This window comes from Bifidobacterium asteroides, from assembly GCF_003202755.1.
Taxonomy (GTDB): domain Bacteria; phylum Actinomycetota; class Actinomycetes; order Actinomycetales; family Bifidobacteriaceae; genus Bombiscardovia; species Bombiscardovia asteroides_F.
Genome location: NZ_QGLK01000001.1, coordinates 314,842 through 341,578, shown reverse-complemented (window position 1 = coordinate 341,578; position 26,737 = coordinate 314,842). Strand labels below are relative to the sequence as shown.

General features: G+C 59.8%; 18 protein-coding genes and 2 tRNA genes. 2 read left to right on the top strand and 18 right to left on the bottom strand.

The genetic code is table 11. The features are described 5' to 3' along the window. Positions 1-57 precede the first annotated feature (57 nt). From DKK74_RS01260 to leuC, 7 genes are all read right to left on the bottom strand, one after another. Positions 58-951: a lysophospholipid acyltransferase family protein gene (locus DKK74_RS01260; protein ID WP_110412413.1), complete on the bottom strand. Its 894-nt coding sequence runs from the start codon at positions 949-951 to the stop codon at positions 58-60. Positions 952-966: 15 nt separating this feature from the next. Beyond that, the gene (murA, locus tag DKK74_RS01255; protein WP_110412803.1) at positions 967-2,289 is read right to left on the bottom strand and encodes a UDP-N-acetylglucosamine 1-carboxyvinyltransferase; all 1,323 of its coding nucleotides are present in this window, start codon (positions 2,287-2,289) and stop codon (positions 967-969) included. A 149-nt stretch (positions 2,290-2,438) separates the two neighbouring features. Next, positions 2,439-3,491: a CPBP family intramembrane glutamic endopeptidase gene (locus tag DKK74_RS01250; RefSeq protein ID WP_181414856.1), complete on the bottom strand. Its 1,053-nt coding sequence runs from the start codon at positions 3,489-3,491 to the stop codon at positions 2,439-2,441. Positions 3,492-3,594: 103 nt separating this feature from the next. Then, positions 3,595-5,883, bottom strand: coding sequence for a CPBP family glutamic-type intramembrane protease (locus DKK74_RS01245; RefSeq protein WP_181414855.1), 2,289 nt, complete (start codon positions 5,881-5,883; stop codon positions 3,595-3,597). A 168-nt stretch (positions 5,884-6,051) separates the two neighbouring features. After that, the gene (locus DKK74_RS01240; protein WP_110412410.1) at positions 6,052-7,011 is read right to left on the bottom strand and encodes a CPBP family intramembrane glutamic endopeptidase; all 960 of its coding nucleotides are present in this window, start codon (positions 7,009-7,011) and stop codon (positions 6,052-6,054) included. 114 nt (positions 7,012-7,125) lie between these two features. After that, entirely contained in the window at positions 7,126-7,812 is a 687-nt protein-coding gene (gene leuD, locus DKK74_RS01235) for a 3-isopropylmalate dehydratase small subunit (protein ID WP_110412409.1), read from the bottom strand. 45 nt (positions 7,813-7,857) lie between these two features. Next, the gene (leuC, locus tag DKK74_RS01230; protein WP_110412408.1) at positions 7,858-9,261 is read right to left on the bottom strand and encodes a 3-isopropylmalate dehydratase large subunit; all 1,404 of its coding nucleotides are present in this window, start codon (positions 9,259-9,261) and stop codon (positions 7,858-7,860) included. 151 nt (positions 9,262-9,412) lie between these two features. Here leuC and DKK74_RS01225 point away from each other — a divergent pair, with 151 nt between their 5' ends. Continuing rightward, positions 9,413-10,201, top strand: coding sequence for an IclR family transcriptional regulator (locus tag DKK74_RS01225; RefSeq protein WP_309146451.1), 789 nt, complete (start codon positions 9,413-9,415; stop codon positions 10,199-10,201). 16 nt (positions 10,202-10,217) lie between these two features. Here DKK74_RS01225 and DKK74_RS01220 read toward each other — a convergent pair whose 3' ends face one another. Further along, entirely contained in the window at positions 10,218-11,672 is a 1,455-nt protein-coding gene (locus DKK74_RS01220) for a serine/threonine protein phosphatase (protein WP_110412406.1), read from the bottom strand. A 227-nt stretch (positions 11,673-11,899) separates the two neighbouring features. Here DKK74_RS01220 and DKK74_RS01215 point away from each other — a divergent pair, with 227 nt between their 5' ends. Next, positions 11,900-12,859, top strand: coding sequence for a polyprenyl synthetase family protein (locus tag DKK74_RS01215; protein WP_110412405.1), 960 nt, complete (start codon positions 11,900-11,902; stop codon positions 12,857-12,859). Between the two features lie 217 nt (positions 12,860-13,076). Here the strand turns inward: DKK74_RS01215 and DKK74_RS01210 are convergent, their stop codons facing one another. The 10 genes from DKK74_RS01210 to nrdD all read right to left on the bottom strand — a co-directional run bounded on the left by DKK74_RS01210 (position 13,077) and on the right by nrdD (position 26,592). Continuing rightward, on the bottom strand, positions 13,077-14,570 hold the full coding sequence (locus DKK74_RS01210; RefSeq protein WP_110412404.1) for a cytochrome ubiquinol oxidase subunit I: 1,494 nt from the start codon (positions 14,568-14,570) through the stop codon (positions 13,077-13,079). 261 nt (positions 14,571-14,831) lie between these two features. Continuing rightward, complete coding sequence (gene cydC, locus DKK74_RS01205; RefSeq protein ID WP_110412403.1) at positions 14,832-16,691, bottom strand: thiol reductant ABC exporter subunit CydC; 1,860 nt, start codon at positions 16,689-16,691, stop codon at positions 14,832-14,834. A gap of 19 nt (positions 16,692-16,710) precedes the next feature. After that, positions 16,711-18,681: an ABC transporter ATP-binding protein/permease gene (locus tag DKK74_RS01200; protein WP_258334400.1), complete on the bottom strand. Its 1,971-nt coding sequence runs from the start codon at positions 18,679-18,681 to the stop codon at positions 16,711-16,713. 60 nt (positions 18,682-18,741) lie between these two features. After that, positions 18,742-19,794, bottom strand: a complete 1,053-nt coding sequence (gene cydB, locus DKK74_RS01195) for a cytochrome d ubiquinol oxidase subunit II (RefSeq protein ID WP_110412402.1) — start codon at positions 19,792-19,794, stop codon at positions 18,742-18,744. Positions 19,795-20,074: 280 nt separating this feature from the next. After that, positions 20,075-21,250 (bottom strand): NAD(P)/FAD-dependent oxidoreductase, encoded by a 1,176-nt coding sequence (locus tag DKK74_RS01185; RefSeq protein ID WP_110412400.1) that lies wholly within the window; start codon positions 21,248-21,250, stop codon positions 20,075-20,077. A gap of 315 nt (positions 21,251-21,565) precedes the next feature. Next, positions 21,566-21,637 (bottom strand) — tRNA-Gln (locus DKK74_RS01180). 42 nt (positions 21,638-21,679) lie between these two features. Next, a tRNA-Glu gene (locus DKK74_RS01175) sits at positions 21,680-21,752 on the bottom strand. Between the two features lie 68 nt (positions 21,753-21,820). Continuing rightward, positions 21,821-23,347: a glutamate--tRNA ligase gene (gene gltX, locus DKK74_RS01170; RefSeq protein WP_110412399.1), complete on the bottom strand. Its 1,527-nt coding sequence runs from the start codon at positions 23,345-23,347 to the stop codon at positions 21,821-21,823. A gap of 56 nt (positions 23,348-23,403) precedes the next feature. Continuing rightward, the gene (gene nrdG, locus DKK74_RS01165; protein ID WP_110412398.1) at positions 23,404-24,126 is read right to left on the bottom strand and encodes an anaerobic ribonucleoside-triphosphate reductase activating protein; all 723 of its coding nucleotides are present in this window, start codon (positions 24,124-24,126) and stop codon (positions 23,404-23,406) included. 69 nt (positions 24,127-24,195) lie between these two features. Continuing rightward, a complete protein-coding gene (nrdD, locus tag DKK74_RS01160; RefSeq protein WP_110412801.1) occupies positions 24,196-26,592 on the bottom strand; it encodes an anaerobic ribonucleoside-triphosphate reductase in 2,397 nt (798 codons plus the stop codon). Positions 26,593-26,737 lie beyond the last annotated feature (145 nt).

Below are 26,737 nucleotides of genomic sequence, written 5' to 3'. Positions count from 1 at the left end.
CTCTACCATCCTATGACACCAACGCCAGGCAGGAGGAATTAGAGGTGGGTTCCGGCCTTATTGCTCACTTCTAGGCCGACGGGTCATGGTCACGTAGTCGAAGTATCCAGCCGCCGGGGGCTCTTCACCACGAATCTCAGCCATAACCGCTTCCATTCGATTGCGTAGACGGACACAGAGGGCATGCACGGACTGCTTGGGGGGTTCCTCGCCCCACTGATTCACATCTTCAAGCAGATCTGAATAGTCAAGGAGCCGGTCATAGCACATGACTACGTTCTTGCGAGGCCAAGGCCACTTGTGGTTGATCGATGCCGCTCCCCAGGTGATGCTGGGATAGAGAGGGACCATGCGGCCCAGCTGCCGCGAGGCTTCCAAGGCGATGAATCCGACCCCGGGCTTGAGCGACATTGGCCACTTCAGGGGGTCACGGGTCACGGTCCCTTCAGGCCAGATGGTCAGCGGCCTGCCCGAAGTGAGGATGCTGATCGACTCCTCCTCAATCGACCTGGCCTTGCCGGACTTGCGTTCCACCGGCTGCATGCCCACCATGCGGAACCAGCTGCCAATCAGGGGCCAATGGGCCATCTCGGCCTTGGCCATGTAGCGAGGACGCCGACCCTGGTGGAAGAGGGCCATCATAGGAATGAAAACATCGAACTGGGTCACATGGGTGGCTGCGGTGATAAAAGGACCGGTCTGCGGCACCCGCTCCAACCCCCAGGCATAGACCCGGCAAGAGCCACGCACCACCTGAGAAACCCCACGCAATAGACGAGTGGTCCCCACAGGGTGCTGACCATCTATCTCGTCCAGGGCCGGCGTGCGGTGTCCAGTGGGATAGTAGCGTGTCGGATCCACCAGCCTGTGCCGCTGGGCCAGCAGAGCCACCTGCTGGTCGGGCAGGGCTGGTACCGCAGACCGGGGGGAGGGTTTGCCTTTGGAAGCCATCTATTGCCTACCGGATCAGTCGATCTGCGCGTCCAGGGCTAGCAGCTTATCGCGGAAGTCCTCGTAGCCGCGGTCAATCAGGGAGATGCCGTGGACAGTGGAGGGGCCAGAGGCTGTCAGTGCCGCAATCAGGTGGCTGAAACCGCCACGCAAGTCGGGCACATCGATGTCCTGACCGGTCAACGGAGTAGGTCCGAAAATGACCGCCGAGTGGTTGAAGTTGCGCTGCTGGAAGCGGCAGGGCAGGGATCCCAGGCACTCCTTGTAGAGCTGGATGGTGGCGCCCATCTGAATCAGCGGCTTGGTGAAGCCGAAGCGGTTCTCGTAGACGGTCTCATGAACGATGGAAAGACCCTTGGCCTGGGTCAGAGCGACTACTAGAGGCTGCTGCCAATCGGTCATGAACCCGGGGTGCACGTCGGTCTCGATGGCCACGGGCCGCAGATCGCCGCCCGGATGCCAGAAGCGGATGCCGTCGTCGCGCACATCGAACTGGCCGCCGATCTTGCGGAAGACATTCAGGTAGGTCATCATGTCGGGCTGGTGGGCGCCCTTGACCATGATGTCGCCGTGGGTGGCCAGGGCGGCTGAAGCCCAGGAGGCGGCTTCGATTCGGTCGGGCAAAGAAGTATGGGTGAAGCCTTTCAGGGAGGGCACCCCCTCAATACGGATGGTCCGGTCCACGTCCACGGATATCTGTGCACCCATCTTCTGTAAGACCGCCACTAGATCCATAATCTCGGGCTCGGTAGCCGCCCCTGACAATTCGGTACGCCCCTCGGCCAGAACGGCCGCCAGCAGGGTCTGCTCCGTCGCACCTACCGAAGGGTAGGGCAGGTGGATCTTGGCTCCGTGCAGGCCGTCGGGCGCTGTGATGTGGATGCCGGCCTCATGCTCCTTGTCGACATTGGCCCCCAGCTTGCGCAGGGTCTCCAAATGGAAGTCGATGGGTCTGCTACCGATGCGGCATCCGCCCAGAACAGGAATGAAAGCCTCTCCCATCCGATGCAGAAGCGGCCCGGAGAAGAGGATGGGAATGCGGGAAGAGCCCGACAGGGTGTCCACATCAGCCACATCAGCCAGCTCTACATGGCTGGCATCAATGGTGACCACGCCCTCCTGCGGACGGACATCAACCTTGACGCCGTGCAATCTCAGCAGGTCCGAGACCACCTGGACATCACGGATTTCAGGCACGTTCTTGAGCACCGAGACATCGGGAGCCAGCAGGGCAGCCACCATGGCCTTGCTGACGAAGTTCTTGGCCCCGCGGACCTGTATGGTGCCATGCAGGGGCCTGCCGCCCACCACATGCAGCACATCATTCTGTGTATTCATCTTGGCCATACATCGGCTTCTTTCTCGTATCCGCTCAGAGCCGGGCTTTGGCGCATCATCGGCCCCTATTTGCAAGTCTGCCACAGGGGGTGTGGGGACACCGTGAATTGTCGCCTCCGGCATAGAGCGTCCACCCAGTCAGATACTGGTCAAGCACCGGTCGAAACGAAGGGGGTCAGCATCGTGAAGCCCATGATCAGCAGCAGCATAATGAAGAACGGGCAGGCCCAGGCACCATAGACGTTCGTATACGTGCGGTTTTCCCGCAGAAAAGCGACGATCCGATGGCGGCCCAAGTAAAGGACCAGCACGGCTGCCAGCATGCCTGCCAACATCATGAGCACGTTGACGTAAGAAGACATATTGTCGCTCATAAACCCGAGCAGGAGTTCCAGCCCGTCGCTGACGACCAGGTTGTTGAACACGTGCAGGGCTATGGACCAGAAGATGGAGTACTCGCAGGCAAGATAGCCCAGGAGCAGACCCATAATGAAAGCGAAGAATCCTTGATCCAAATCGCCGTGGAAGAAGCCGAACATAACAGCGGAGGTGACGATAGCGAAGACGTGGCCGTAGGGCTTCAGCGCGTGCAGGATAGCCCCTCTGAAGACCAGCTCCTCGATGACGGGGGCCAGCAGGCTGACGTAGATGAACATGGGAATGGTACCCGAAGCCTGCTGGATCTGCTCAGTCGTGGTCCAGGACTGCTGCACTCCCAAACGCGCCGTGGTCCAGTCCATGCCTGACTGATACCAGTCGGCCAGGGTCTGCCCGGTCAACGTCAACGCAAAGCATCCCAGCAGAACCTGCCAGGTCATGGGGTGCAGATCAGTGTGGAAGATGCCCATGGGGCCGGAATCGCAGATCTGCCGACGTCGTGTGAAGACCAGGAAGCAGAGACCCGTGCAGGCGGCGACCAGATTGATGATGCCCCCATACTCCTTGTCGGCATGGCTGATCACATATATGAATCCCGAGTGGGCAGGCACCGGATCAAACACGGCATTCCACTCCATCTGAGCCAGAACACCGAACAGAAGGCCGACGCTATTGATGATAAGCAGATAGACCAGCAGCAGGGCGGCCTGACGGTTGAGCATACCCCTGGCCGCACTCATCCATGCGCGATCCGCCATGCCTCGTCTGGGCTTTTGAATCTGCCCAGTCCCTGACGCGTCGGCTGCCGTCGCTGTCTGCCCCATGTCACCATGCCCTTTCATGATCCTTTGCAGGTTTGGCCACCCGGCATTGACCTCCAACTGGTCCAAGTCTACGCCACCACTGGCAGCGCCAATGCGTCATGCTCTAGAGCAGACCGGGGACGAACTTGAAGACTGTCAGCAACAGGCAGAGCAGCAAATAGAGGAGGAACCAAGGCTGCCTCCAGGAAGCGTAGGTTCCTTTAGGGGCTCGATAGCGCCGCCGGTAGTCAAACAGACTGGCGCGGTGCAGGAAGAACATGACCAACCCAGCCAGAACCAAGACCAACGCCACTGCCGAAATCGACATACGAGCAGCTCGCGGAGCGCTCATCAGGTAACGGTTGGGCAGGCCACTAAAGAGCAAATCGCCGACCATACGTGCTCCGATGGCCCAGATAAGGCCATACTCAAGGGAGCAATACCCCAGTGCCACCCCCAGCAGGAAGATCCAGAGCCCAGAGACCGGATCACACTGCAAGAGTGCACAGAGCAGGGACGCGGTCAGGATGGCAAAGACCCTGCCGAACCGGCGCAGCCCGTTGAGGATGATGCCGCGGAAAACCAGCTCCTCGGCCAAGGGAACCGCCAACAGGGCATACACGGCCATCATCGGTGAGGAAGTTCCGGTGACCAGCAGACTGCGCGAGGCCAGGGAGGGGATGTGCAGAAGCAGACAGAAGTGGTTGAAGAACTTGTTCAGTTCATGGACCATCCCTTGGCTCAACAGGAGCACCGTCACAAGGGCCAGCAGAGCCGTCAGTGTCATTCTTCTATCTGTTCGCCAATGGACGGCGTCCTGTTCTCGCTGATCCTTACCTCGAATAACGCTCCACTCTGAAATAAAGGCATAGGCCAGCGCCAGCAGGACCGACAGGAGGGTAATCCCATCGGATAGGAAGGCAATGGCTCTTGGGTCCTTGACCCGCTCCATGATGACCGGCAGGATCATACCCGAACCGACCATGAGCATCAGAACGGATATGGCAAGGTAAACGAAGGCGAAGGCGGCCTGGCCGTTGACGGCGTGAAGAACCCCCGAACTGGCCCTGTAGGAGACGGGCTTGCCAGAGGATGCCGACTTGGTGGCCGTCTGTGGTTTCGCCTGGACCTTGACCGCTGCCGAAGCATTCGGCGTGCCCTCATCCAGCTCGCTTGAGACGACAACTTGCTGCGCGGCTGGAGCGGATGTATTCGCGACCTTGGAGGAATCAGACGGAGCAGATTGGGCGCCGGCGGATTGAACTTCACCGACTGTCTGGACGGCCTGCACAGGCTGAACGGCATGATCCGCCTGAGCGGCCGGAGTCCTCGGTGATGACGAAACGGTCCGACCGCCTGTGCTGATGCCGACGACCTCGGCCAGCTGATCAACCACCCGTGGAGTCGAACAGACCTGGCGCCCCTGATGTTTGGCACCACTGGCAACGGATTGTGCAGCGGCGACGCCCTGACCTGAAGCCGATGAACCAGCGATAAGCGAATCCCAGTCGGCATTTGAACGGCGAACGACGACCGGTCGATCAGTGAATACAACTGGGGTCGGAGACTGCTGAACATACACTTTTGCGGGTGCGGAAGCCGCTGTATTCGGCTTGGCAGACGTCGAATCCGCCGAAGCGGCAGCCGTCGGCTTGGACTCAGCCTGTTCGGCGGACGAAGAACCGGGGGCAGATGCTGTTGAAACGGCAGAACCTGTAGCCTTGCTTGGCGAGGCAGGAACAGATGCGGCAAGAGACGAAGCCTTGGCAGCAGGGGCTTTGGGCTTGCTTACACGGGTCTTTGCTGCCGACTTGCGGCCTTTGCCCATATTCCAGGAGAAAACCGGAGCATTGCTGACCTCCGGCTTGGTCCAGGACCAGACAACCTTGGCCGAAGAATGATCCTGCTGCTTCGGAGCCTTAGCAACTTTGGGGGCCTCCAGATCCCGACGAATCACCACGCGCCTGGGTACAGACCCCTCGCCGGACCCCTTCTCTTCGTGCCCGTCGGCAGACAGATCCGCCGGAGGAAATGCTGGAACAGCCGGTTGACTGGCTATAGTGACCGATGTCAAAAAATCATCGGATCCAGGAAGCACCGAGGGACGTTCACCGACAGGCATAGACCCCGTGCGTCCACGATGGCCAGCCCCTTCAGCGCCCGGAAGCACAATCTTTCTATGGGCGATTCGTCCCGGGTAGGCCAGGCCATCATCCACGGCCTGGCCCGGCAGGCTGAGCGGCGGCAGATCGATGGACCCCTCCTGGTAGTCCCAGTGGCGGGCGTAGTCCTTGCCGGCGGTATGGGTTGCGGTCACGAGGGCAAGAGAGGAACGCGAGGCCTTCCAGCGCCCCTGCTCATCTTGGGCATCGGCAGACTCGCTGCCGCTGTCCCGAACCTCATCATCCCTCATCCGTCGATGATCCTTCCCCTTCATGCACTACCGTACGACCGTCAAGGGCGTCCAGCGACACGAACCTTTCCCCGCGTTCATATCATGACACTACATATCCGAGTCTAGCCCGACCTCGCCCTTCCTCGACAGAATCCCAACAATGAGCCGGTGCCATAGGCTGTCTGGTCAGGCCAGCCCTGGTACGAATTCGCTCAGGGCCATCAGCAGGCACGCCAGGCAGAAGAGCAGGAACCAGGGCGCCCTCCAAGAAGCGTAGATTCCCTTGGGAGCGCGATTGCTGCGGCAGTAATCACGGAGAGTCCGAATCTTGAACAGCAGCCCGACGACACCGACCAGCAACACCAGGATCATGAGCAGGCCCAGACCGATGCGAACCACCTCGGGTGCCAGGGGCATGTACTTGGCCAGCAGACCTGAAGAGAACGCATTGTTGAGCATGTGCACCAGCAGGGACCAGACCAGCCCGTATTCCATGGCCAGATAGCCCAGGACCAGGCCGGAAATGAAACCGAACAGACCCTGGACCAAGGAGCCATGCATGAAGCCGAAAAGCAAAGAAGAGGTAATAATGGCAAAGACTCGACCAAAGCGGCGCAAGCCGTTCATGATGACCCCGCGAAAGACCAGCTCTTCGGCAAAAGGTCCCAAAAGAATGCCATAGAAGAGCATGATCGGCGTTTCCATGCCGCCGTCGTCAGGTGAGGTCGGCGGGTGCAGCCCAGTATCGGACAGAATAGCACTTAGACCAGAATCAGCCGCACTGGCCACCAGCTGACTAAGGAAGAAGCAGGCCAGGGCGACGATCAACGCCAACAGGCTGAATCGACGCGCAGTAACCCAGCGCACCTGGTCCTGGCCATGCCGTTCATGGCCTACAATGACCGGCCATTGACTGATCAAGGCAAATAGCAAGGCCAGCACCACGGAGGTGACCACTGTCCAGTCCCCCAAAGGACCGTTGAGCTGCGCTTTGGAAGCATGCGGGAAGAGTGCGGGCAGCACAACCTTGCCTCCCAAAAGGCCTGCCAGGGTCTCGATGGCCACGTAGATGAAGGCAAAAGCACTCAGGGCATTCACTGCCCGCCTAACGTCCCAGTCGTGCACATCGCCGCTGCTGTGCCTCATGATAACCGCCCCTCTTCGTTTGCCAACCGGTCACAGTCGACCAATGACTGCCACTTTCCATGGTAAGCGAAAAAGGGGCGGAGGACTTTCATATGAGGGCGCACGGCCCGTCGGTCAGATGATGCCGCGATCAGCCAGGGGCCCAGGCCAATCGATTTGGCCCTCCCTGGCTGAAGTGACCGGCTCTTCGGGCATATGCTGTGCCGGCAGGGTACGCGGCTTGAAGGGGAAGCGCTCAGCCCTCATGCGCTCATAGGCACGGATATCATCCTCGTGCTGCAGGGTCAGATCGATGTCGTCATAGCCATTCATGAGCCGCCATCGCACGTAGTCGTCCACTTGGAAGGGCAGAGTCACATCCGCGCAAGTGACTGTGCGAGCGCCCAGGTCCACAGTCATCTCAGTGCCAGGATCCTCCTCCAGGAGCTTCCAGAGCAACTCCACTGATTCCTGGGGCATGATGGCGGCCAGAACCCCGTTCTTGGCGGTGTTCCCATAGAAGATATCAGCGAAGCGGGGGGCAATGACCACGCGGAAGCCATAATCTCGCAGAGCCCAGACCGCATGCTCGCGCGAGGAGCCGATGCCGAAGTCCGGCCCGGCCACCAGGATGCGAGCACCTGAATATTCAGGCCGGTTGAGCACGAAATTCGGATCCCTTCGCCAGGCATAGAAGAGTGCATCCTCGAAGCCGGTCTTCTTCACCCGCTTCAGGAATACGGCGGGGATGATCTGATCGGTATCGACGTTGGAGCGGCGCAAGGGCACTCCAACCCCGGTTACAACGGAAAGTGGCTCCATGATGACCTCCTGCCTTCTGGATGGCGATTACGAATGATTGATGGCCTACAGATCGGCCGGTGAGCAGATGGTTCCCCTGATGGCCGTCGCAGCGGCTACCTCGGGCGAGGCCAGATGCGTCCTGCCGCCCTTGCCCTGACGGCCCTGGAAGTTGCGGTTGGATGTGGAAATGGAACGCTCCCCCGGCACTAGCTGGTCGGGATTCATTCCCAGGCACATGGAGCAGCCTGCGTTGCGCCATTCGGCTCCGAAATCCTCGAAGATGCGATCCAGCCCCTCCTTTTCGGCCTGGATGCGAACTCGTGAAGAGGCCGGCACTACCAGGACGCGATGCAGGTTCTTGGCCTTGTGGTGCCCCTTCATGATGGCCGCCGCTGCGCGCAGATCCTCGATGCGCCCGTTGGTGCAGGAACCGATGAAGACGGTGTCCACGGCGATGTCCCGGATGGGCATCCCAGGCTTCAGACCCATGTAGTCGATGGCTTCCTGGGCCGCCTGGCGCTTGGCTGGGTCGGCGATCTTTTCCGGCACAGGCACATCAGCGCCTATGGGCAGACCCTGTCCGGGGTTAGTGCCCCAGGTCACGTAGGGGGTCAGCTGGTCGGCATCCAGGATAACCTCCTTGTCGAAGACCGCATCCGGATCGGTGGGCAGAGTCCGCCAGTAGTCCAGAGCCTGATCCCACATGGCTCCCTTGGGGGCATGCGGCCGGCCTTCCAGGTATGCGAAGGTGGTTTCGTCAGGCGCAATCATCCCGGCCCTCGCCCCGGCCTCGATGGACATGTTGCAAATGGTCATGCGCGCATCCATGGACATGCGTCGAATGGCATCGCCCCGGTACTCAAGAACGTGCCCTTGACCCCCGCCCGTGCCGATCTTGGCGATGACGGCAAGGATGACGTCTTTGGCGCCCACGCCGGGCTTGAGCTGGCCGCGGACGGTGATGGCCATGGTCTTGAAAGGCTTCAGGCTCAGGGTCTGGGTGGCCAGAACATGCTCCACCTCGGAAGTGCCGATGCCGAAAGCCAGGGCCCCAAAGGCCCCGTGCGTCGAGGTATGCGAATCGCCGCAGACGATGGTCATGCCGGGCTGGGTCAGCCCCAGGACGGGTGCAAAAGCATGGACGATACCCTGGTCCGCGTCCCCCAATGGATGCAGACGGACGCCGAACTCACGGCAATTGCGTTCCAGGGTGGAGATCTGCAGGGCCGAAACCTTGTCGGCAATGGGCCGATCGATGTCGATGGTGGGGGTGTTGTGGTCCTCAGTGGCGATGACCTGGTCCAGGTGACGGATCTTTCGACCTGCCAGTCGCAAACCCTCGAAGGCCTGTGGACTGGTCACCTCGTGCATAAGCTGCAAATCGATGTAGATCAGATCGGGCTCGCCTCCCTGGCCCTTTCTGACCAAATGATCGGCCCAGACCTTTTCCGCCATTGTGCGTCCCATATCGCCTCCTGAAAATCTACGACCGGCCGGGGCGCCAACCTCATCGACACCCCGCCGGCCTCTTACCACCGAGTATGGAACTGCCCAACCGTTATGAACTTTTGCATTTCATATACTGAGATGGCATAATTCAACCATGGACACACCTTCTATGAACGACGACGACAGATACCCCTCCGTAAACGATAAGAACATGCATCAGGAGGAGATTCATTCGGGCGTCGGCGTTCTTGACAAGACGGTGCGAATTCTGGACACCCTGGAGACCGGACCCATGACCCTGGGCCAGCTGGTCAACGCCACCGGGTTGGCTCGACCCACGGCCCACCGACTGGCCATCGCCTTGGAGCGCCACCGCTTCGTCCTGCGGGACGCGCATGGCCGCTTCGTCCTGGGCTCCCGTTTCGCCGAACTGGCTGCTGCCGCCGGCGAGGATCGACTGCTGACCGCCTCGGGGCCCATCCTGCATACACTGCTCAACCGTTCGGGCGAGTCAGCTCAGATTTTCCGCCGCCAGGGCGAGGTCCGGGTCTGCATCGCTGCGGTGGAACGCGCCTCCGGCCTACGTGACTCCATCCCTGTAGGCGCCCTGCTGTCCATGGAGGCCGGGTCGGCTGCACAGATTCTGCTGGCCTGGGAGGAACCTGAGCGCCTCCACCAAGGCCTGCGACACGCCAAGTTCAACGCAGCGACCCTGGCCACGGTCCGCAAGCGCGGCTGGGCCGAGTCCATCAACGAGCGCGAGGAGGGCGTCTGTTCCATCTCCGCCCCCATCCGCAACGGATCCGGGCAGGTCATGGCCGCCATATCCATTTCCGGACCGGTCAACCGCATGTCCACCACGCCTGGAAGGCGCTACGCCCCCCTGGTCATGGCCGCCGGCAAATATCTGACCGAAGCCCTGTTGCGAGCCTCATCCCCTGCCCGTCGCAGGGTCTGAGCAGTAATCCCGATCCTTATCGCCGCCGGGAGGATCCCCAGGAGGCTATCAGCCCTGCCAGGGCCGTCAGGCCGCCCGCCAAAAACCCAGGCCGACGCAAGAGGTTAACTGCGTCACCAGTAGATGTAGGCACATGACTCATGGCGAAGGTGTAGACCTTGTGGGATCCGGGCCGCCCCACCAATTGCCCGAACTCCAGGAGCTGGGTGCGAGGACGGTGAGGATGACGGATGTCGAATTCAAAGAGCCGTGCCGCCCGCTTGCTGGGCACTGGACCATAGGAACCGAATCCGCATGTGGGCGTGGCCCCCAGAGTCAGATCCCCGCTGCGTCCGACGAAACCATTGCGGTGGTCATGGCCGGCGAAGAGAGCGAAGTAGCCCCGGTTCCGGGTCAGCAGGTCATACTCGCCACTGTCCTCGTCCGGACAGGAGACGCCTTCACCCAGGTATGAGCCCGGGTAGGTGCGCGACTCGTCCAGGATGTAGCAACGGGAGTCGAAACTTCGGTAGCCCTGGACCGCATAGGCCGTGGTAGCCGGCACCGGCTTGAGCAAATTATAGAACTGGGGAATGGGCATGTGCTGGAAGACTATGGATCTGTTGCCTAGAAGATCAGGAGCGGCCGCCAGGAAATCCAGGGCCTGAGCCGAAGGTGAGCCATAGCCGCCTGCACGGGCATAGTCGCCAGAGTCCAACAGAACAAGGCCCATGACCACCCCGTGACCGTCGCGATCTGCCACAGGCAGGGCAAAGGTGCCCGGAGCACAGACGAATGCGGTCTGGGAAGGCAGGGCCGATCCGATCAGCGCATGAACCCGATCAGGATGGGCAACTGTAGCCTCCGGGTTCAGGCAGCCGGGCACCTCCCGATAGATGGCATCCATTTGATCGGTGTCCAGGCCGCACTGGAAGTCGTGGTTGCCATAGGTGACGACGAAGGGAATCCCGCGCTCAACCAGTGGGCCGGTGATCAGGCCAACGGTTCTACGGACCAGATCCTCGGTGTGCTTGATGTTCTGCTGACGTACACGCTCGGCATCCCTACGGTCTGGTTCCCGGCGGTCCGTAGCAGCTTGGTTCTCCTGGGGCTTGGATGAGCGCTTCAGGGAGGCTCCCCCAAGCCCCAGGGCGCCACCCATGCTCAGACCAGCAGAGTAGATGCCGTCCAGGGGGGTGCTCCAACGCCTCTTGCGGAAGGTGCGCTCGTAGGCCGTGTCGTAACCGGCCACTTGGTTACCCGAGAAAACCACTAGATCAGGCCTTGCCGCATCACAAGCCGCGGCTATGAGCCTGATTGTGTCCGGAGAGACCTTTGGACCCTCCTGAACATCGGCCAGCTGCAGAAGTCTGAACTTGCCCGAGTAATGGAACTGAAGTCGCCCCAGCCGGGCCGAAACGGACAGCGGTCGATCATGTTCTCCCTCGCTCCCTTGTGGGGAGACCTGATCCGCGTGGTAATGCTGACTCATATGTCTAGCCTACTTCACCCGGCTTCGCTCCTAGGTCGATATGTGCAGCCCTCTTACGAATGGGATCCAGGCCGGAACGCCATGGCGGCAAAGCGACACCTGATGTTAGCTTGACCACAGTGATTACGGCGACAGCCAGGACCAGGCCGACAATCTTCAGGCCTGGCCCCGGTCTTGGTATATTGGATACGTTGCGGTTCTTAACGAGATAGAGGGAGCGTACCTCCATGGCAGAAGGACAAGAGCTCCTGTTGCGCAAGGATCTTGAGCGGGTTGTCGACCGTCTGCACCAGGAGCGTACTCATGTGGCTCCCTATCAAGAGGATTACCGTCGACTGCTGGATAATCATGGCAAGATGATCCGCGCTGCCATGGTGGTCCTCTTTGCCCGTGCCGGAGCACGAACCCGAGGGCGCCTGGACGACACCGTCATCACCGGTGCCGCCGCCATCGAGATGCTTCACCTGGCTACTTTGGTCCACGACGACGTTCTGGACAATGCCCCCATCCGCCGCAACAAACCCACGGTCCACACCATCCGGGGCAACAAGGCCGCAATCTATCTGGGAGATCTGATCCTTTCGCGCTATATGGAGATCATAGCCTCCATCGCCCCTGACACAGCCTTTATCCGTGAGCAAGCCGGCACGGTCTGCGAGATCGTAGGCGGCGAGCTCTACCAGGAGTCAGACCGCCACCACACCCATATAACCATCGACGATTACGACCGAGCCATCTCCGGCAAGACCGCAGCCCTCTTCCGCCTTGCCTGCCTGACTGGGATCCGTCTTGATGATCAGCCAACCGATCCCGCTTTGGAACAGACCGCCAGAGACTTCGGCAGCAATCTAGGCATGGCCTTCCAGATCATCGATGACATCAACGACTTCGATCTGGATCGCGACACCGGCAAGCCCAAGCTGGAGGATATTCGCGACGGGATTTACACTCTGCCGGTTCTGCTGGGGTTCCAGGAGGATGAAAACTTCAGAGCCTTGGTCCAGCAGGACGATCCTGACCGCGTGGTCGACTATCTCAGAGCCCACCCACAGCTGATGGAGAGCAGCCGGCAAACCGCCAAGGACTATTTAAAACGGGCTTCAGACAGCTTAGAGGATTCCCACATCGACAAAGGCGTGCGCGACCTGTTGCAGCGGATCACAGTCAAGCTGACCTCCCAAGTCTGAACGAACCTGAACGAGTGAGGCCAGTCCGGTATCAGGCATACGCCGAACCTGCATCGCGTCTGTTGCTTCATGCTCGGCATTGCTCTCTTTTCCGAATCTCACCGCTGTCCACCGCTGATGGCAAACCCTTAAGACAGCAAATCCCCCGTTCCGAACCATGCAGTCCGAAGCGGGGGATTTACCGAAGGGGAAGGAAGTGTTTAAGGTTAGTCGAGCATCAGGCCAGAGCTACCCGAGCCGGTGCGCCATGCACCTTGGCAGGTTGCGGCCCATTGCCATCATCCGGCTTGTAGAAGGGCCCCTGGTGCAGGGTCCTCCTGGTGTAGAAGACCATGACTCCGCCCAGAACCAGGAAGAGCAGGAAGTAGACAATGCAGGTGAAGAGCAGGTTCGGCACCGTGCTTGTGGGCGAAACTCCATCAGCGATGGTCTGATAACCGTAGACCAGCCATGGATAGCGTCCCAGCTCGGTCACCAGCCAGCCACTGGTCGTCGCAGCGAAGGGGGCAAAGGTGAAGATGCCCATAATCCAGAGCTTCCAGCGCGTGGTGAAGAGCGTGTTCTTCTTCTTACGTGTGAACCACAGCACCAGTGCAGATATCAGGGCAAAGGCGAACCCGATCCCGACCATCAGGCGGAAGACCCAGAATAGGGTGGTGACAGGCACGTAGTAGTTCATGTCCTTGCCGTACTTGGCATCGTACTTCTCGTGCAGCTCCTTGTTGACGGTGTTCATGCCCTTGACGGCGCCTGTTTTCTTGCCGTAAGCCAGCTGTGACATGGCTCCAGGAATCTCGATGGACCCCTCAATCTTATGGTCCTTCTCATTGATCAGAGCCACGGCATTCCAAGGGGCGGGATCACCCGTGTCCTCATAGATTGCCTCGGTGGCAGCCAGTTTCATAGGCTGATCGGTCACGATGAACTTGCCCTGCAGATCGCCATAGGTAATCACGCAGATTGAGCCGATAAGCCCGATCAGGGCGGCCAGACGGATGGACTTGGTGAACAGGTTGACCTTGGCCTGCTTCTCGGAGTCGGCCTCGACAGCGGCCACGGCCTTGTCCTTGTTTCCCATATGCATCCTCAGCAGGCTGAAGGCACTGCAACCCATGACCACGAAGGCCCCTGTGCAGACGGCGGCAAAGAAGACGTGGGGGAACTCAATCCACAGCTGAGGATTGGATATGACGTCACCAAAACTGCGCAGCCGCACATGGCCGGTGGCCTGGTTGATCTCAAATCCGACCGGGTGCTGCATAAAGCTGTTGGCAGCCAGAATCCAGATGGCCGACATGGAGGAACCCAGGAAGGTCAGCCAGATGAAGACCGCATGCACGGCCGGCTTGAACCTATTCCAGGTGAACATCCACACACCGATGAAAGTTGATTCTAGGAAGAATGCCAGCAGAGCCTCGATGGCCAGGGGGGCTCCGAAGATGTCACCCATGAACCTGGAGTAGTTGGACCAGTTCATGCCAAATTGGAACTCCTGGATGATACCGGTGACCACACCGACCGCAAAGGAGAGCAGGAAGATCTTGGACCAGAACATGGTCATCTTCTTGTAGACATCCTTCTTGGTCACCACATAAATAGTCTCCATGATGGCGACCGCCAGGGCCAGACCGATGGTCATAGGGACATAGAAGAAGTGGAATATCGTCGTCATGGCGAACTGGAATCTTGACAATCCCAATACAGTGAACATCGTTCCTCCCAATCTCTGCAGGGTTCGTCGGGCGCGGGTACACGGGTCGAATCCGGACAAATTCAGATATGACCGGGCTTGTGCCTACAAGAACCTTTCAGCTCTCCCCGACTTCGCGACCTGGTCGCTTCCACGGGCTCAGGTTTCCATACCGTCCAGTCCATGAACTGACGGCGCACGGTGACCGGTCGGGAAGCCATCCGACAAGATCGGCGACCCGACAACCGTGCAAAATTCATTGCTCGGGAAACAGCCTGATGGTCATTCAACAGGGTTCCGTCCATCTGAATCTGACTGCTTCTTTGAGTATATCCCTTGAGAGGCACCCTTGTCCACGTCCGAGACATCCATGCGATAAAGTTCACGGAAACGGGCGTTCTCCCGATACAGATCGACCGGGCGCCCCTGCATGGCGATGTGCCCGTCCTGCATAAAGATGACCTGATCGGCCTCCTCCAGCCCCTGAAGGTGGTGGGTCACCCAAAGAAGTGTGCGATCCTGGCTGACTTTGAAGATCATGGCCATGAGCCGCCGCTCGGTTATGGGATCCAAACCGATGGTGGGCTCGTCCAGAAGGATGATCGGGGTGCGCTTGAGCACAATCCTGGCCAGGGCCAGACGCTGGCGCTGCCCACCTGAAAGACGGCCGCCGGCCTCATCCACCGGCGTGTCGATTCCTTGGGGCATGTCAGCCACAACCTGATCCAGCTGTACAGCCTTCAAGGCCTGGCGAACCTGATCGTCATCAGCCTGAGGAGCGCCCAGACGCACATTGGAGGCGATGGTGGTGTTGAAGAGGAAGGCCTGCTGGTTCAGGTAGCCGAAAAGCTCAGGACGCTGATCCTGCAAGGCATCGACCGGTATTCCATTGATCAGGATGCGGCCACTCGTGGGACGCAAGTCGCCCAGGAGCAGCTGAAGGACAGTCGTCTTGCCTTCGCCGCTGGGACCGAGCAGGGCCACCCGCTGCCCACCTTCAATCCTCAGGCTGAAGTCGTCCAGCAGCATGGGGTCATCAGGACCATAGGAGAAGCTGACGTGATCGAAGACGATTGACTTGATCGGCCCCTCCAGCTTGGTCTGGACACTCGGCTCAATTCGCCGAGACTCGACGCGCTCGGTCAGATCGTTCAGATGGTCCAGCGAGTCCGTGTAGAGGGGAACCTCAGCCACAGCCTGGGAGACCACGATGAAGCAGTCGACCAGGGGGAAAACCGCCAGGACCACGGCTGCCGCGAAGTCTGCAATGGAGGTGGAGCTGGTCATACGCAGATCCGCTCCAACAATCAAAGCCACCACCATGAGGGCGAAAATCATCTGGATGCCGCAGTTGCGCCAACGTTCGAACCGCTTCTGCTCTCTGCGACCGGCGGCGATGTCGTTGAAGTCGCCGGACGCTGTATCCACGAAGCGCCGCCGACGGTGGGTGATCACCCAATCCCCCAAGCCCATGTAGCTCTCGGTCACTGCAGTGTACTGGTCCTGCCGCCGCGCCTTCTCCATGTCGTAACGCCCGTCTGAATAAGCCAGCGAGACCAGCGGGACCAGAATCAGGATCAGGGCGAAAAGCAGGAAAAGCAGGAGCGAGGTCAGCCAGGAGAAGACGCCTACGGCGATGGTGACCACCACCCACATCATGTAGGCCACAACCGTGGGGAAGATGGTGCGCAGGTAGAAGTTCTCCAGATGGTCCAGGTCGTCCGAGAGCATGCCCAGGACCGTGCCCGTGCGCTCATGCTCATTCAGGAAGGCTGCGTCCTGCGAGAGGGTGCGGTAAAGCTGAACCCGCAGCTTGGAAACCACGCGCAGCACCCAGTCATGGCTCTTGATGCGCTCCATGTACTTGAACGTGGGCCGTCCAATGCCGAAGGCCCTGGTCAGAACCACCGGCACATATACGGCGAAGATATTGAAGGGATGGCGGGCCGACCTGCTGATCAGGAAGCCCGAGGTGAACATGAGTCCAGCTGCGCACACGAAGGTGATGGTTCCCAGGAAGAAGATCAGGGCAAGCAGCCCCTTGTTTTGACGAAGGTATGGCCAGAACCAATGATCCTTGTGCCAAATATGCATATAGCCCGACAGACCGCGGCCGCGTCGGGAGGCCTTCAACGATCCCATGCCGTCTCTTCCGGCGGTTTCAGTCCTGCTGGTAGTCGGCAATCTGGTTCCCTCCCATCTCATCGATCAGCGCATCCAAGGGTCCGCCCTGACCGATCAGCTTATGCGGATCGCCCTGGGCCACAATTCGTCCATGCTCCAGCATGATCACCCAATCCATGTTGGCCAGCCAGTGCAACCGGTGGGTGGCCAGGACGACCAGGTGCCCGTCCATAATGGGCAGCAGGGTCTGCTTCAGGTCGTATTCCGTCTCGATGTCCAGGTGGGCTGTGGGCTCGTCAAAGAACAGGATCTCGCGTGAGGGGTCAAGGATGCCCCTGGCCAGGGCGATTCGCTGGGCCTGGCCGCCGCTGATGCCGCGGTTGCCCTCCCCAATTTGAGTGTTCATACCGTCGGGCAATGTTTTCAGCCAGTCGGTCAGTCCAGCCCGATCGGCAGCACGGGCCACCTCAGCATCATCTGCCTCTTGGTTGTAAAAGCGGATATTGTCGGCCACAGTGCCGTGGAAGATGAAGGGGTTCTGGGGAATGTAGCTGATGTGCCGTTGCCAGGCAGCCACGTTGCAGTGCTCCAGCTGATGACCATCCAGGTCGATAGCGCCTGCCTTGGGCTGGTCAAAACCCGCCAGCAGATCCATCAGCGTAGACTTGCCTGCTCCCGAACGACCGACAACGGCCACCTTGGAAAAACCGTGCAGGTTGAAGTTCAAACCGCTCAAAGCCAGAGGCTGCTCCTCCAAACTCCCGGCGGATCCATTGATCTGCGAATCTGCAACAGCTTCGGCTCCGGTTCCTTGCGATGCCGTGGAACCGGACTTTACCGAGGACGGCCTCCCATCACTGTCGCGAACCTTGGATGCCTTGGGCTTGCGGCTCTTCTTGCTGGTCTTTTGACTCTCGGACTTGGCCATGGCATCCATCTGCGCCCCGGCTGAGGCAGTGCTCTCCACCGGCTTGGGACCAGGATAAGCGAAGTCGATTCCTTCCAGACGCAGGTGGCTGTCTTCCTTCCACCCGGACCAGTCCAGTTCCTCCAAACGCTTGGGCTCTGGCTGGTCCAGCATATCCGCGATGTCGTCCAAGGCGTTCTTACCGTTCAGAGTAGCGTGGAAGTCGTCGCCGAACTGGCGAATGGGCATGAAGTACTCAGGGGCCAGAATCAGGGCAAGGAGGGCTGGGAACAGTTCCACCTTGGCATTGATCAGATTGTTGCCCAGGAAGACGGCCATGATGGCAATAGCCAAGGTGGCAAAGAAGTCCAGAGCAAAGGTGGAGGTCATGGCTACCCTGATAACGCTCATGGTCCTCTTGCGGAAGCGATCCGAGACCGAATAGATCTCGTCCTCGTACTCCTTGTCAATGCCCAGCATCTTCAGGGTTGGCAGGCCAAGGACCGTATCCATGAACCTGGTGTTGAGCTTGCGGAACTGAGCGTACTGCCGACTTGAGCGATCCCTGGCTGCCAGGCCCAGGATGACCATGAAGAAGATAAGCAGGGGCAGCATGAGCAGGAGGATGAGCCCGGAACCTGCATCCTGGGTCCAGACAACCACCAAGACGATCAAGGGAATGAAGATGAGGTCCATCATCTTGGGCAGGACCGTCAGCACGTAGGTGCGCACCTGATCAAGACCATCCACCAGCATGGTGACAGCTGAGCCCGTGCCACGCCGAGCCAGAGCTGATGGTCCCAGCGAAAAGACCTTGTCCTGAATATGGGGCCGCAACTCAGCCACGATGGCATCGGCACGATCCGTGGCAATACGATCCTTGGCCACGTCGCAGAGCTGTCGACAGGTGTAGGCGGCCAGAAAAATCAGCACTGGCACCACCAGAACATTCAGGTTCTGAAGGTGCCAAATACGCACCAGAGCCAGGGTCAACCCATAGGCCTGGGCCACCACACCTATTCCCTGGACCAGGGACAGGGCAGCCAGCAGGCCCAAGGTGGACCGGACTCCGTCGAAACGGAAGAGATTTTTGTCAATCAATGCATATCCTCCGGATGCGCTCCGGTCCTGCCAGCACTGCCCCCCTGCCTCCTTTAACTTTCAGACGGTCTCAGCCACGGTGGCCGAAGGGGCCACAGGCGAGGTCAGATGGCCACCATCGGTGTCCAGCCGCTTGCGCTGGATGAAGTAGCTCCAGATGAAGTAGGCCAGCATGATGGGCAGGAAGATGCAAAGCACCACGGTCATAATCTTCATGGTCAGCGGTGAAGCCGAGGCATCCTGGATCAGCAGGTTGTAGGCCGGATCATCAGAGATCATCACACGCGGGAAGAGCCCGTTGAAGATAAAGGCGATGATGGCCATCAGGGTGATGCCCGAGCAGGTGAAGGCGTAGCCGCCGTGCTTCTTGAAGACGGCGACGTGGCCTCCAATGACAGATGCCAGGATGATTACGGTGATCAGCCAGGTGGACAGGGGGCGTGCCTTGTAGAAGTCGGTGTTGAAGATGGCCAGGAGCACGAAGACGACCAGGGCCGGATAGGCGATCCAGTAGGCCTTCTCGCTCACGTTGAGCATCCGGCGGGAATCCATGACACCCAGCTTCAGGCTCAGGAAGTGCAGGCCATGAACGAAGCTGAAGAAGACGACAGCAATGCCGCCGACCACGGACAGCCAGTTGAACACGTCGAAGAACCCGGGCCAGGCATCGCCGTTCTTATCCATGGGAATGCCCTGGATCAGGCTGGTCAGCATCATGCCCAGGAAGAATGGCGCGAAAAGCGAACCGATGAAGTTGGCCCACTGCCAGACACCGCGCTCACGGCTAGTCAGTGCGTGGGAGGCGAACTCGAATGAGACGCCACGCAGAATCAGAGAGACCAGCACCAGGAAGAGCAGGATGTAATACCCCGAGAAGAGGGAAGCATACCAGAGCGGGAAAGCGGCGAACATAGCGCCGCCGGCAGTGATCAGCCAGACCTCGTTACCATCCCAGTGGGGACCAATGGCCCTCATGAATGTGGCGCGCTCATCACCGTCGCGGGCCACGAACCTGGTAGCCATGCCAACGCCGAAGTCGAACCCTTCAAGCAGAAGGAATCCTGCAAAAAGCAGGCCGATGACAAAGAACCACAAACCTTGTAGAAAACTCATGCTAATGCCACTCTCCTCTCGCTCCTGCCGATCCGCGCACGGGCACGGGGATCTCCACAATTCTGGCGGAGGCCAAAATCGACCACAGTTTCCGCCGGAACGAGGAGGAGCAGGAGGTAGTCAATGATGTCGATGAACACAGAGCCGATGGACGTCGTCTCCCAAAACGATCGAATCCGAAGTTGGATAGGGACGAACATGCGCTGCGTTCTCATGACCTGAATCATGTTCGTCCTCTTCTTCCTCGTCGTCTAGCCCCTACGTCCATTGAGACGCTGGTTCAGTTGCTCTCCAACATGGTACGCACGTCGGCCAACTCCAGGACCGACCGCTCGTTGACGATCCACTTCAGTACCGAGACCACCTTGCCCTTGAGCTTCAGCGTTCCCATTCGGTCGATTTCGGCAACCCCGTCGTGGGGACCGAGAGAGCACACGGTCCCTAGGCTCCGGAAAGTGAACCGCTGGGGCTCCTGCCCCCGCATTCTGGCAAGGACATTGGCGGCCGCGGTATCAGCCTGGGCCATCGAAATCTGTGCGGTGGTTGGGTAGAGCCGACCTGATTGGGGGTCGGGAACGGCACTGACATCACCCACCAGGAATTCCTCTGGATGCTGCTCGACCGAAAGATCATCCCTGACCACTACACGGTTACGCTTCTGATTATACCCGGAATCGGCAATAACGTGGCTGCCACGCACACCCGTTGTCCAAATGATCGTATGGGCCTTGAACTCCTGGTCATTGGAGACCACGGCATCCTGCCTGACCTCGGTGATGGGAGTCGAGGTGTGGAAGTTGACTCCCCGCTTGCGCAGGTAATCCACAGCCCAGTCGACCAGGTCCTGGCTGAACATGGGCAGGATCTTGGGCGAGGCCTCTATGCAGTCCACCTTGACCTGATCCATGGGGAAGCCCAGACGCTTTGAGAGCTGAGGCAGCCGGTAGACCAGCTCACCCAGGTACTCGATGCTGGTAAAACCTGCGCCACAGACCACGATGCTCAGATCCAGCGGATCGTGGCTGGTCTGGTACCGGGCCAGCGTCTGTTCCAGCTTCTTGCGGGCCGCCAGAGCGGTGTCCACGTCAACGAGCGGCCATCCGTATTCATCGGCACCCTTGATGCCGAAGGTCTCGGACTCGAAGCCCAGGGCGTTGACCAGGTAATCATAGGACAGAGGATCGTGATGCTCCAGGCTGACCCGGCGGTTGTCCTGATCGATGCCGACCACCTTGTCGACGATCAGCTCCACCGAATCGGGCAGGGACTTGCGCAGGTCGAATACCACGTCCGCCGGCTCCTTGGTTCCAGCCGCCACCTGATGCAGCTGGGTGGACTCGTAGTGGTACTCGTTCTGATTGACCAGGACTATATGGGCATCAGTCTTTGCATGAGCCAGCTTCTTGACCACCCGAAGACCCGCATAACCAGCTCCCAACACCATGATTGTCGTCATAATCACACACCTTTACCGAAAAAATCGTACAATGATTCATATACCGGGTAATGTTGCCCGATCAGCCGATGATTGGGTTCATCACTCAAGCTTCTATGCTCAAAGTATCAGATTCCATCATCGGAAACTCTGACATAGCAGTCCGCCGGGCCTCCTCTTTTTGTTTGCTTGCTCACACCGTGAACAACACTCGTGGATACCGCCGGCCGCCGCTTTGCAAACCAGAAGCATTCCTAGAATCCATGGTAATGCGTAAATAAGAAGAGCGGAACACCGTGTCGGTATTCCGCCCCTTGGGACTCTGCGTCTCTATCGCTGGGGTACCTGGACTCGAACCAAGAATGGATGAACCAGAATCACCTGTGTTGCCAATTACACCATACCCCAATTGGCTGTGCGACAACCGCTTGGACGGTTGCCACATTGTCGTACCCCCGACCGGATTTGGACCGGTGTTGGCGCCGTGAGAGGGCGTAGTCCTAGACCGCTAGACGACGGGGGCTTCACTTTTCGCCGCGTACGAACCCGGTTCAGCAGGTCAGTAGCACAACAAAAAAGAAATATACCCGTTCAGAGGTTTTGGCGCAAGTTGGCCAACCTTCGGAGTGTTGTGTTCTTGCCCAGAATTTCCAGGGACTCGAACAGGGGCGGCGAGACCCGCCTTCCCGAAACCGCCACCCTGACCGGGCCGAAGGCCAGACGGGGCTTATAGCCGCCCTCATCCACCAGTGCCCGAGTGAGCAGGTCGTGCAGGTGATCGGTCTTCCAGTCCTGGTCTGACACATCCTGCAGGGCTGAAATTGCCAGGTCGAGGACCTGTCCAGCCGAGTCCTTGAGCTGTTTGCGGGCATCCGGCTCGGGCTCCAGGTACTCCTCTTGGCTGAGCAGACTGCCTACCATACCGGAGACCTCGCCCAGCAGGCGCACGCGAGGCTGGACCAGGGGGGCGGCAGCGGTCAGAACCCGCTGCTCCCGATCACTCAGGTCCTGCCAGCGCTCGGCACTCACCAGCCCGTCGCGCTTGAGGTAAGGCAGGGACCGGTTCAGGAAGTCCTGCGGTTCCAGCATGCGGATGTGCTCGGCATTGATGGCCACAGCCTTGTCGATGTCGAAGTGGGCCGGATTGGCCTTGACGTCGCGGATGTCGAAGTGCTCAACCATCTCCTCCATGGAGAAGACATCGCGGTCGGGGCCGATGGACCAGCCCAGCAGGGCCAGATAGTTGAGCAGCCCCTCGGGAATGAAGCCATGTTCCCGGTGCAGGAAGAGGTTGGATTCGGGGTCGCGCTTGGACAGCTTCTTCTTGCCCTGGCCCATGACGTAGGGCAGGTGTCCAAACAGGGGCATGGCTCGGGCTATGCCCAGCTTCATCAGATACCGGTAGAGGACGATCTGCCGAGGAGTGGAGCTGAGCAGATCCTCGCCGCGCAGAACCACGTTGATGCGCATCAAGGCATCATCCACCGGATTGGTCAGAGTGTAGAGTGGATCGCCGTTGGGGCGCACGATCACATAGTCGGGCACAGACCCGGCCTTGAACTCGATATGCCCGCGGATCAGGTCGTCGAAGGCGATGTCCTCGTCGGGCATGCGGATGCGCAGGGCAGGACGGCGACCCTGATCGCGGAAGGCCTGGCGCTGTTCGTCGCTCAGGTCGCGGTCGTAGCCGTCATAGCCGAAAGCGGCCGGACGGCCGGCGGCCAGGTTGCGCTCCTTGATCTCCTCAGCGGTGGAGTAGGACTCGTAGGCGTAGCCGGCATCCAGCAGCTGCCGGGCCACATCGCGGTAGATATCGCCGCGCTCGGACTGCCGGTAGGGGCCGTCCGGGCCGCCGACCTCAACACCCTCGTCCCAGTCCAGTCCCAGCCACTTGAGGGCCTCCAGAATCTGCTGGTAGCTCTCCTCGCTGTCGCGCTGGGCATCGGTGTCTTCAATGCGGAAGACAAAGGTGCCATGGGAGTGCCGGGCCTGGGCCCAGTTGAAGAGTGCGGTTCGAACCATGCCTACATGCGGGGTGCCGGTCGGCGAGGGGCAGAAGCGGACCCTCAGATCCTTAGGCAGGTCGGGTTTGGCGTCGTGATCATGCTCATCAGTCATGACACCCATTGTGCCCCGGCAAGGCGACGTAGACCAATTCAGGGCAGGAGCCGGTATCAGCCTCGCTGCTGCTCCTGCTGCCTGTCCTTGCTGTAGGTCTCCGGAATGAACCTGGTCTGGTCATGCAGCTTGGGCCAGATGACCACCTGGCCCTGCTCCAAGGACCGTGGCACGTCGATGATCCGCTGGTTGTCCGAGCCTCGGAACTGAAGCAGGCTGTTCTTCCGATTCTCCAAGTAGCGTCCGTCCACCAGCACATCAAGGTAGGAAATCAGCTGGGCCTTGTCCGGGGTCTCCCCCGGCCGGTTCAGCTCCTCCCAGGTGTAGCCGGTCCAGCACCAGATGTCCTTCTCATGACCGAACTCGCGCCGGATTCGCGCTGAAAGGCCGAGCAGCATGGGGGTGTTGAGCAGAGGCTCCCCGCCCAGGTAGGTGATGCCCTGCACGTAGGACAGCGACAGGTCCTTGATGATCTGGTCCTCAAGCTCCCGGGTATAGGGATGCCCGGCGCCGAAGTCCCAGATAGAGGCGTTGTAGCATCCCTGGCAGCGGAAGGGGCAGCCGCTGACGTAGAGGGAGCAGCGGATCCCCTCACCGTCGGTCATGACCAGACGCTTATAGTCCGCCACGATTCCCCGACTGAGTCGACGGCCGTCCCACTGGCCGGCCTTGGGATTATTGGTCAGCGCAGAGGGAACCCCCGGCCCGCGCCCCTGCTCATCAGCAGCGAAGTCACGGTGGCCGCCTGTCTTCCTCATGGCTCCCTGTATGTCCGTCATCTGGTCCTCCTCATGACAATGGCGGGCCGCAAACTACCCGGCCCGCCATTAACTGCGTCTTTTCAGAGCCTATTCGGCCTTGTCGTCGAACCACTCCTTGGTGGATCCGTCCTTGAGGACCACGTGGCCGGTCTCGCCCTCCATGTGCTTGACGCGGTGGGCGATCTCCTCGTGCCTGCCGTGGACCATGGGCCGCTGGACGGGGTTGCCCAGGTATCCGCAGGTGCGCTTGGTCACGTTGCACTTGTCAGGGTCGTCGTTGCCGCATTCGGGGCACTTGAAGCCCTCCTCGGTGGGCTCGAAGTCGCCCTCGTATCCGCAGACGAAGCAGTGATCGATGGGGGTGTTGGTGCCCAGGTAACCGATGCCGATGTCGTAGGCATAGTCCCAGACCGCCTCAAGAGCCTTGGGATTCTGCTGCATAGAGGGGAACTCGCAGTAGTTGATGAACCCGCCTGAGGCCAGGTAAGGGAAGTCCCGCTCGTAGCTGAGCTTTTCCATGGGCGTGGGCCGCAGCCAAACCGGGTAGTGGAAGCTGTTGGTGTAGAAGTCGTGGTCTGTCACGCCGTCGACTACACCAAACTTCTCCTTGTCCATCCGGGCAAAACGGTCAGTCAGCGACTCGGCCGGGGTGGAGTAGACCGAGTAGTGGTATCCCTCAGCCTTCTCCCACTGCTTGCAGAGCTGGTTCATCCGGCGAACAATGCTCAGGGCGAATTCCTTGCCATCCGGATCCCAGCTGTGGTCCTTCATCCAGTCCTTGCCGTAGAAGACGCTGGTGGCCTCATAGAGGCCGATGTAACCCAGCGAAACGGTGGCGCGACTGTTGCGGAAGAGGGTGTCCACGCTGTCGGTCGGCTTCAGCCTGCCGAAGGCGCCGTACTGGTAGAGGGTGGGAGCGTTGATGGGCGTGGCCTGCTTGCAGCGCATGATGCGGAACTGCAGGGCGTGATGGGCCACCTCCATGCGCTGGTCGAATATCTTCCAGAAGCGATCCTTATCGCCGCGGGACTCCAGAGCAATGCGGGGGATGTTGACGGTGACAACGCCCAGGTTCATGCGGCCGTCCTCTTCATCCTCGCCCGTCTCGGGGTTGGTCCAGGCCTGCAGGAAGGAGCGGCAACCCATGGGGGCCTTGAAGGAGCCGGTGATCTTAATCAGGTTCTCGTAGAAGACCACGTCAGGGTACATGCGCTTGGTCGAACACTCCAAGGCCAGCTGCTTCATGTCGTAGTTGGGATCGCCCTCGTCTGCGTTCAGACCATGCTTGATGGTGAAGACAAGCTTGGGGAAGATAGCGGTGTGACGGTCCTTGCCCAGTCCGCGGATACGAATCAGGAAGATGGCCCGCTGGATCTCCCGGGCGAACCAGGAGGTGCCCAGGCCGAAGCCCACAGTGACGAAGGGGGTTTGGCCGTTGGAGACACGGTTGGAGTTGATCTGGTACTCCATGGTCTGCATGGCGTCGTAGATGTTCTTGCGGGTCAGGATCTTGGCATAGACCTGACGCAGCCGAACGATCTCCGGAGCATCCAGATCAAAGGGGGCATCCTCGCCGATAGGGGCACGATCGTCCAGGTGGAGCCAATCGGCCTCCCTGGCCTTGAGTCCTCGGACGACATCCTTGGCCACATCGATGGGCTCCTCGTCCGGCAGGACGGCCTCAGCCATGGAATAGTTCTTCTTGTAGTCCAGACGCGCGTACTTGTCCAACATCTCATCGCAACGATTGACCGTCTGGCCGCCGTACTGGGAGCCGGCGATGTCCTTGATGATCTGGGTTATCTGCGTGGCGGCCGTGCCGATGGACTTGGGCGAGTCCATCATGGCGTTACCCAGCTCAAAGCCGTGGGCCAGCATGTCGCCGAAGTCAGGCAGGGAGCAGTTGGTCTCGGCCGTAAAGGGCGAGTAGTCCGCGTCGTGGAAGTGGATGTCGCCCTTCATGTGGGCATTGGAGACATCCTTGGGCAGCATGGCGAAGGCCGAGGCCTTGGAGACTGCGCCGGCCAGCAGATCACGCTGAGTTGCGTAGACGTTGGCATCCTTGTTGGCGTTCTCGCGCACCAGGGTCTCGTCCTTGCTGGTCAGACGGTGAACAGCCTCGTTGACATCAGTGGCCTTGGCCCGCTGAATGTCACGGTCGAGACGGTAGGAGGTATAGGAGCGAGCGATCTCGTAAAGATGAGCATTGACCAGCGCGTGCTCAACCAGGGTCTGGATGTCTTCGATCTTGACCGGGTTGGTGTAACGATCGGTGATCTCGGACTGAACGGTCATGGCCATACCCCGGATCTGCTGGCGGTCCTCAGGGCTGACCTCGTGCTTGACGTCCTTGAAGGCGGCTTCGATGGCGTTCATGATGTTGACGGGATCAAAATCGACGATCCGGCCGTCGCGCTTCTCGACCAGAATGCCATCGACAGCATCGCGATCCGAAATGCCACGCTCCTTCACGCTATCGGTCATGACCTCAGTATCCATCGTCACTCCTCATACGGTTGTTCATGTGCAGTTGCTTTGGCGTTCCCAAATTCCATATTGGGAACGGCGAATCACATGGATGTCATTCTTGCTGACAGGACTCACTCTATCACGTCGTGACCACCATATG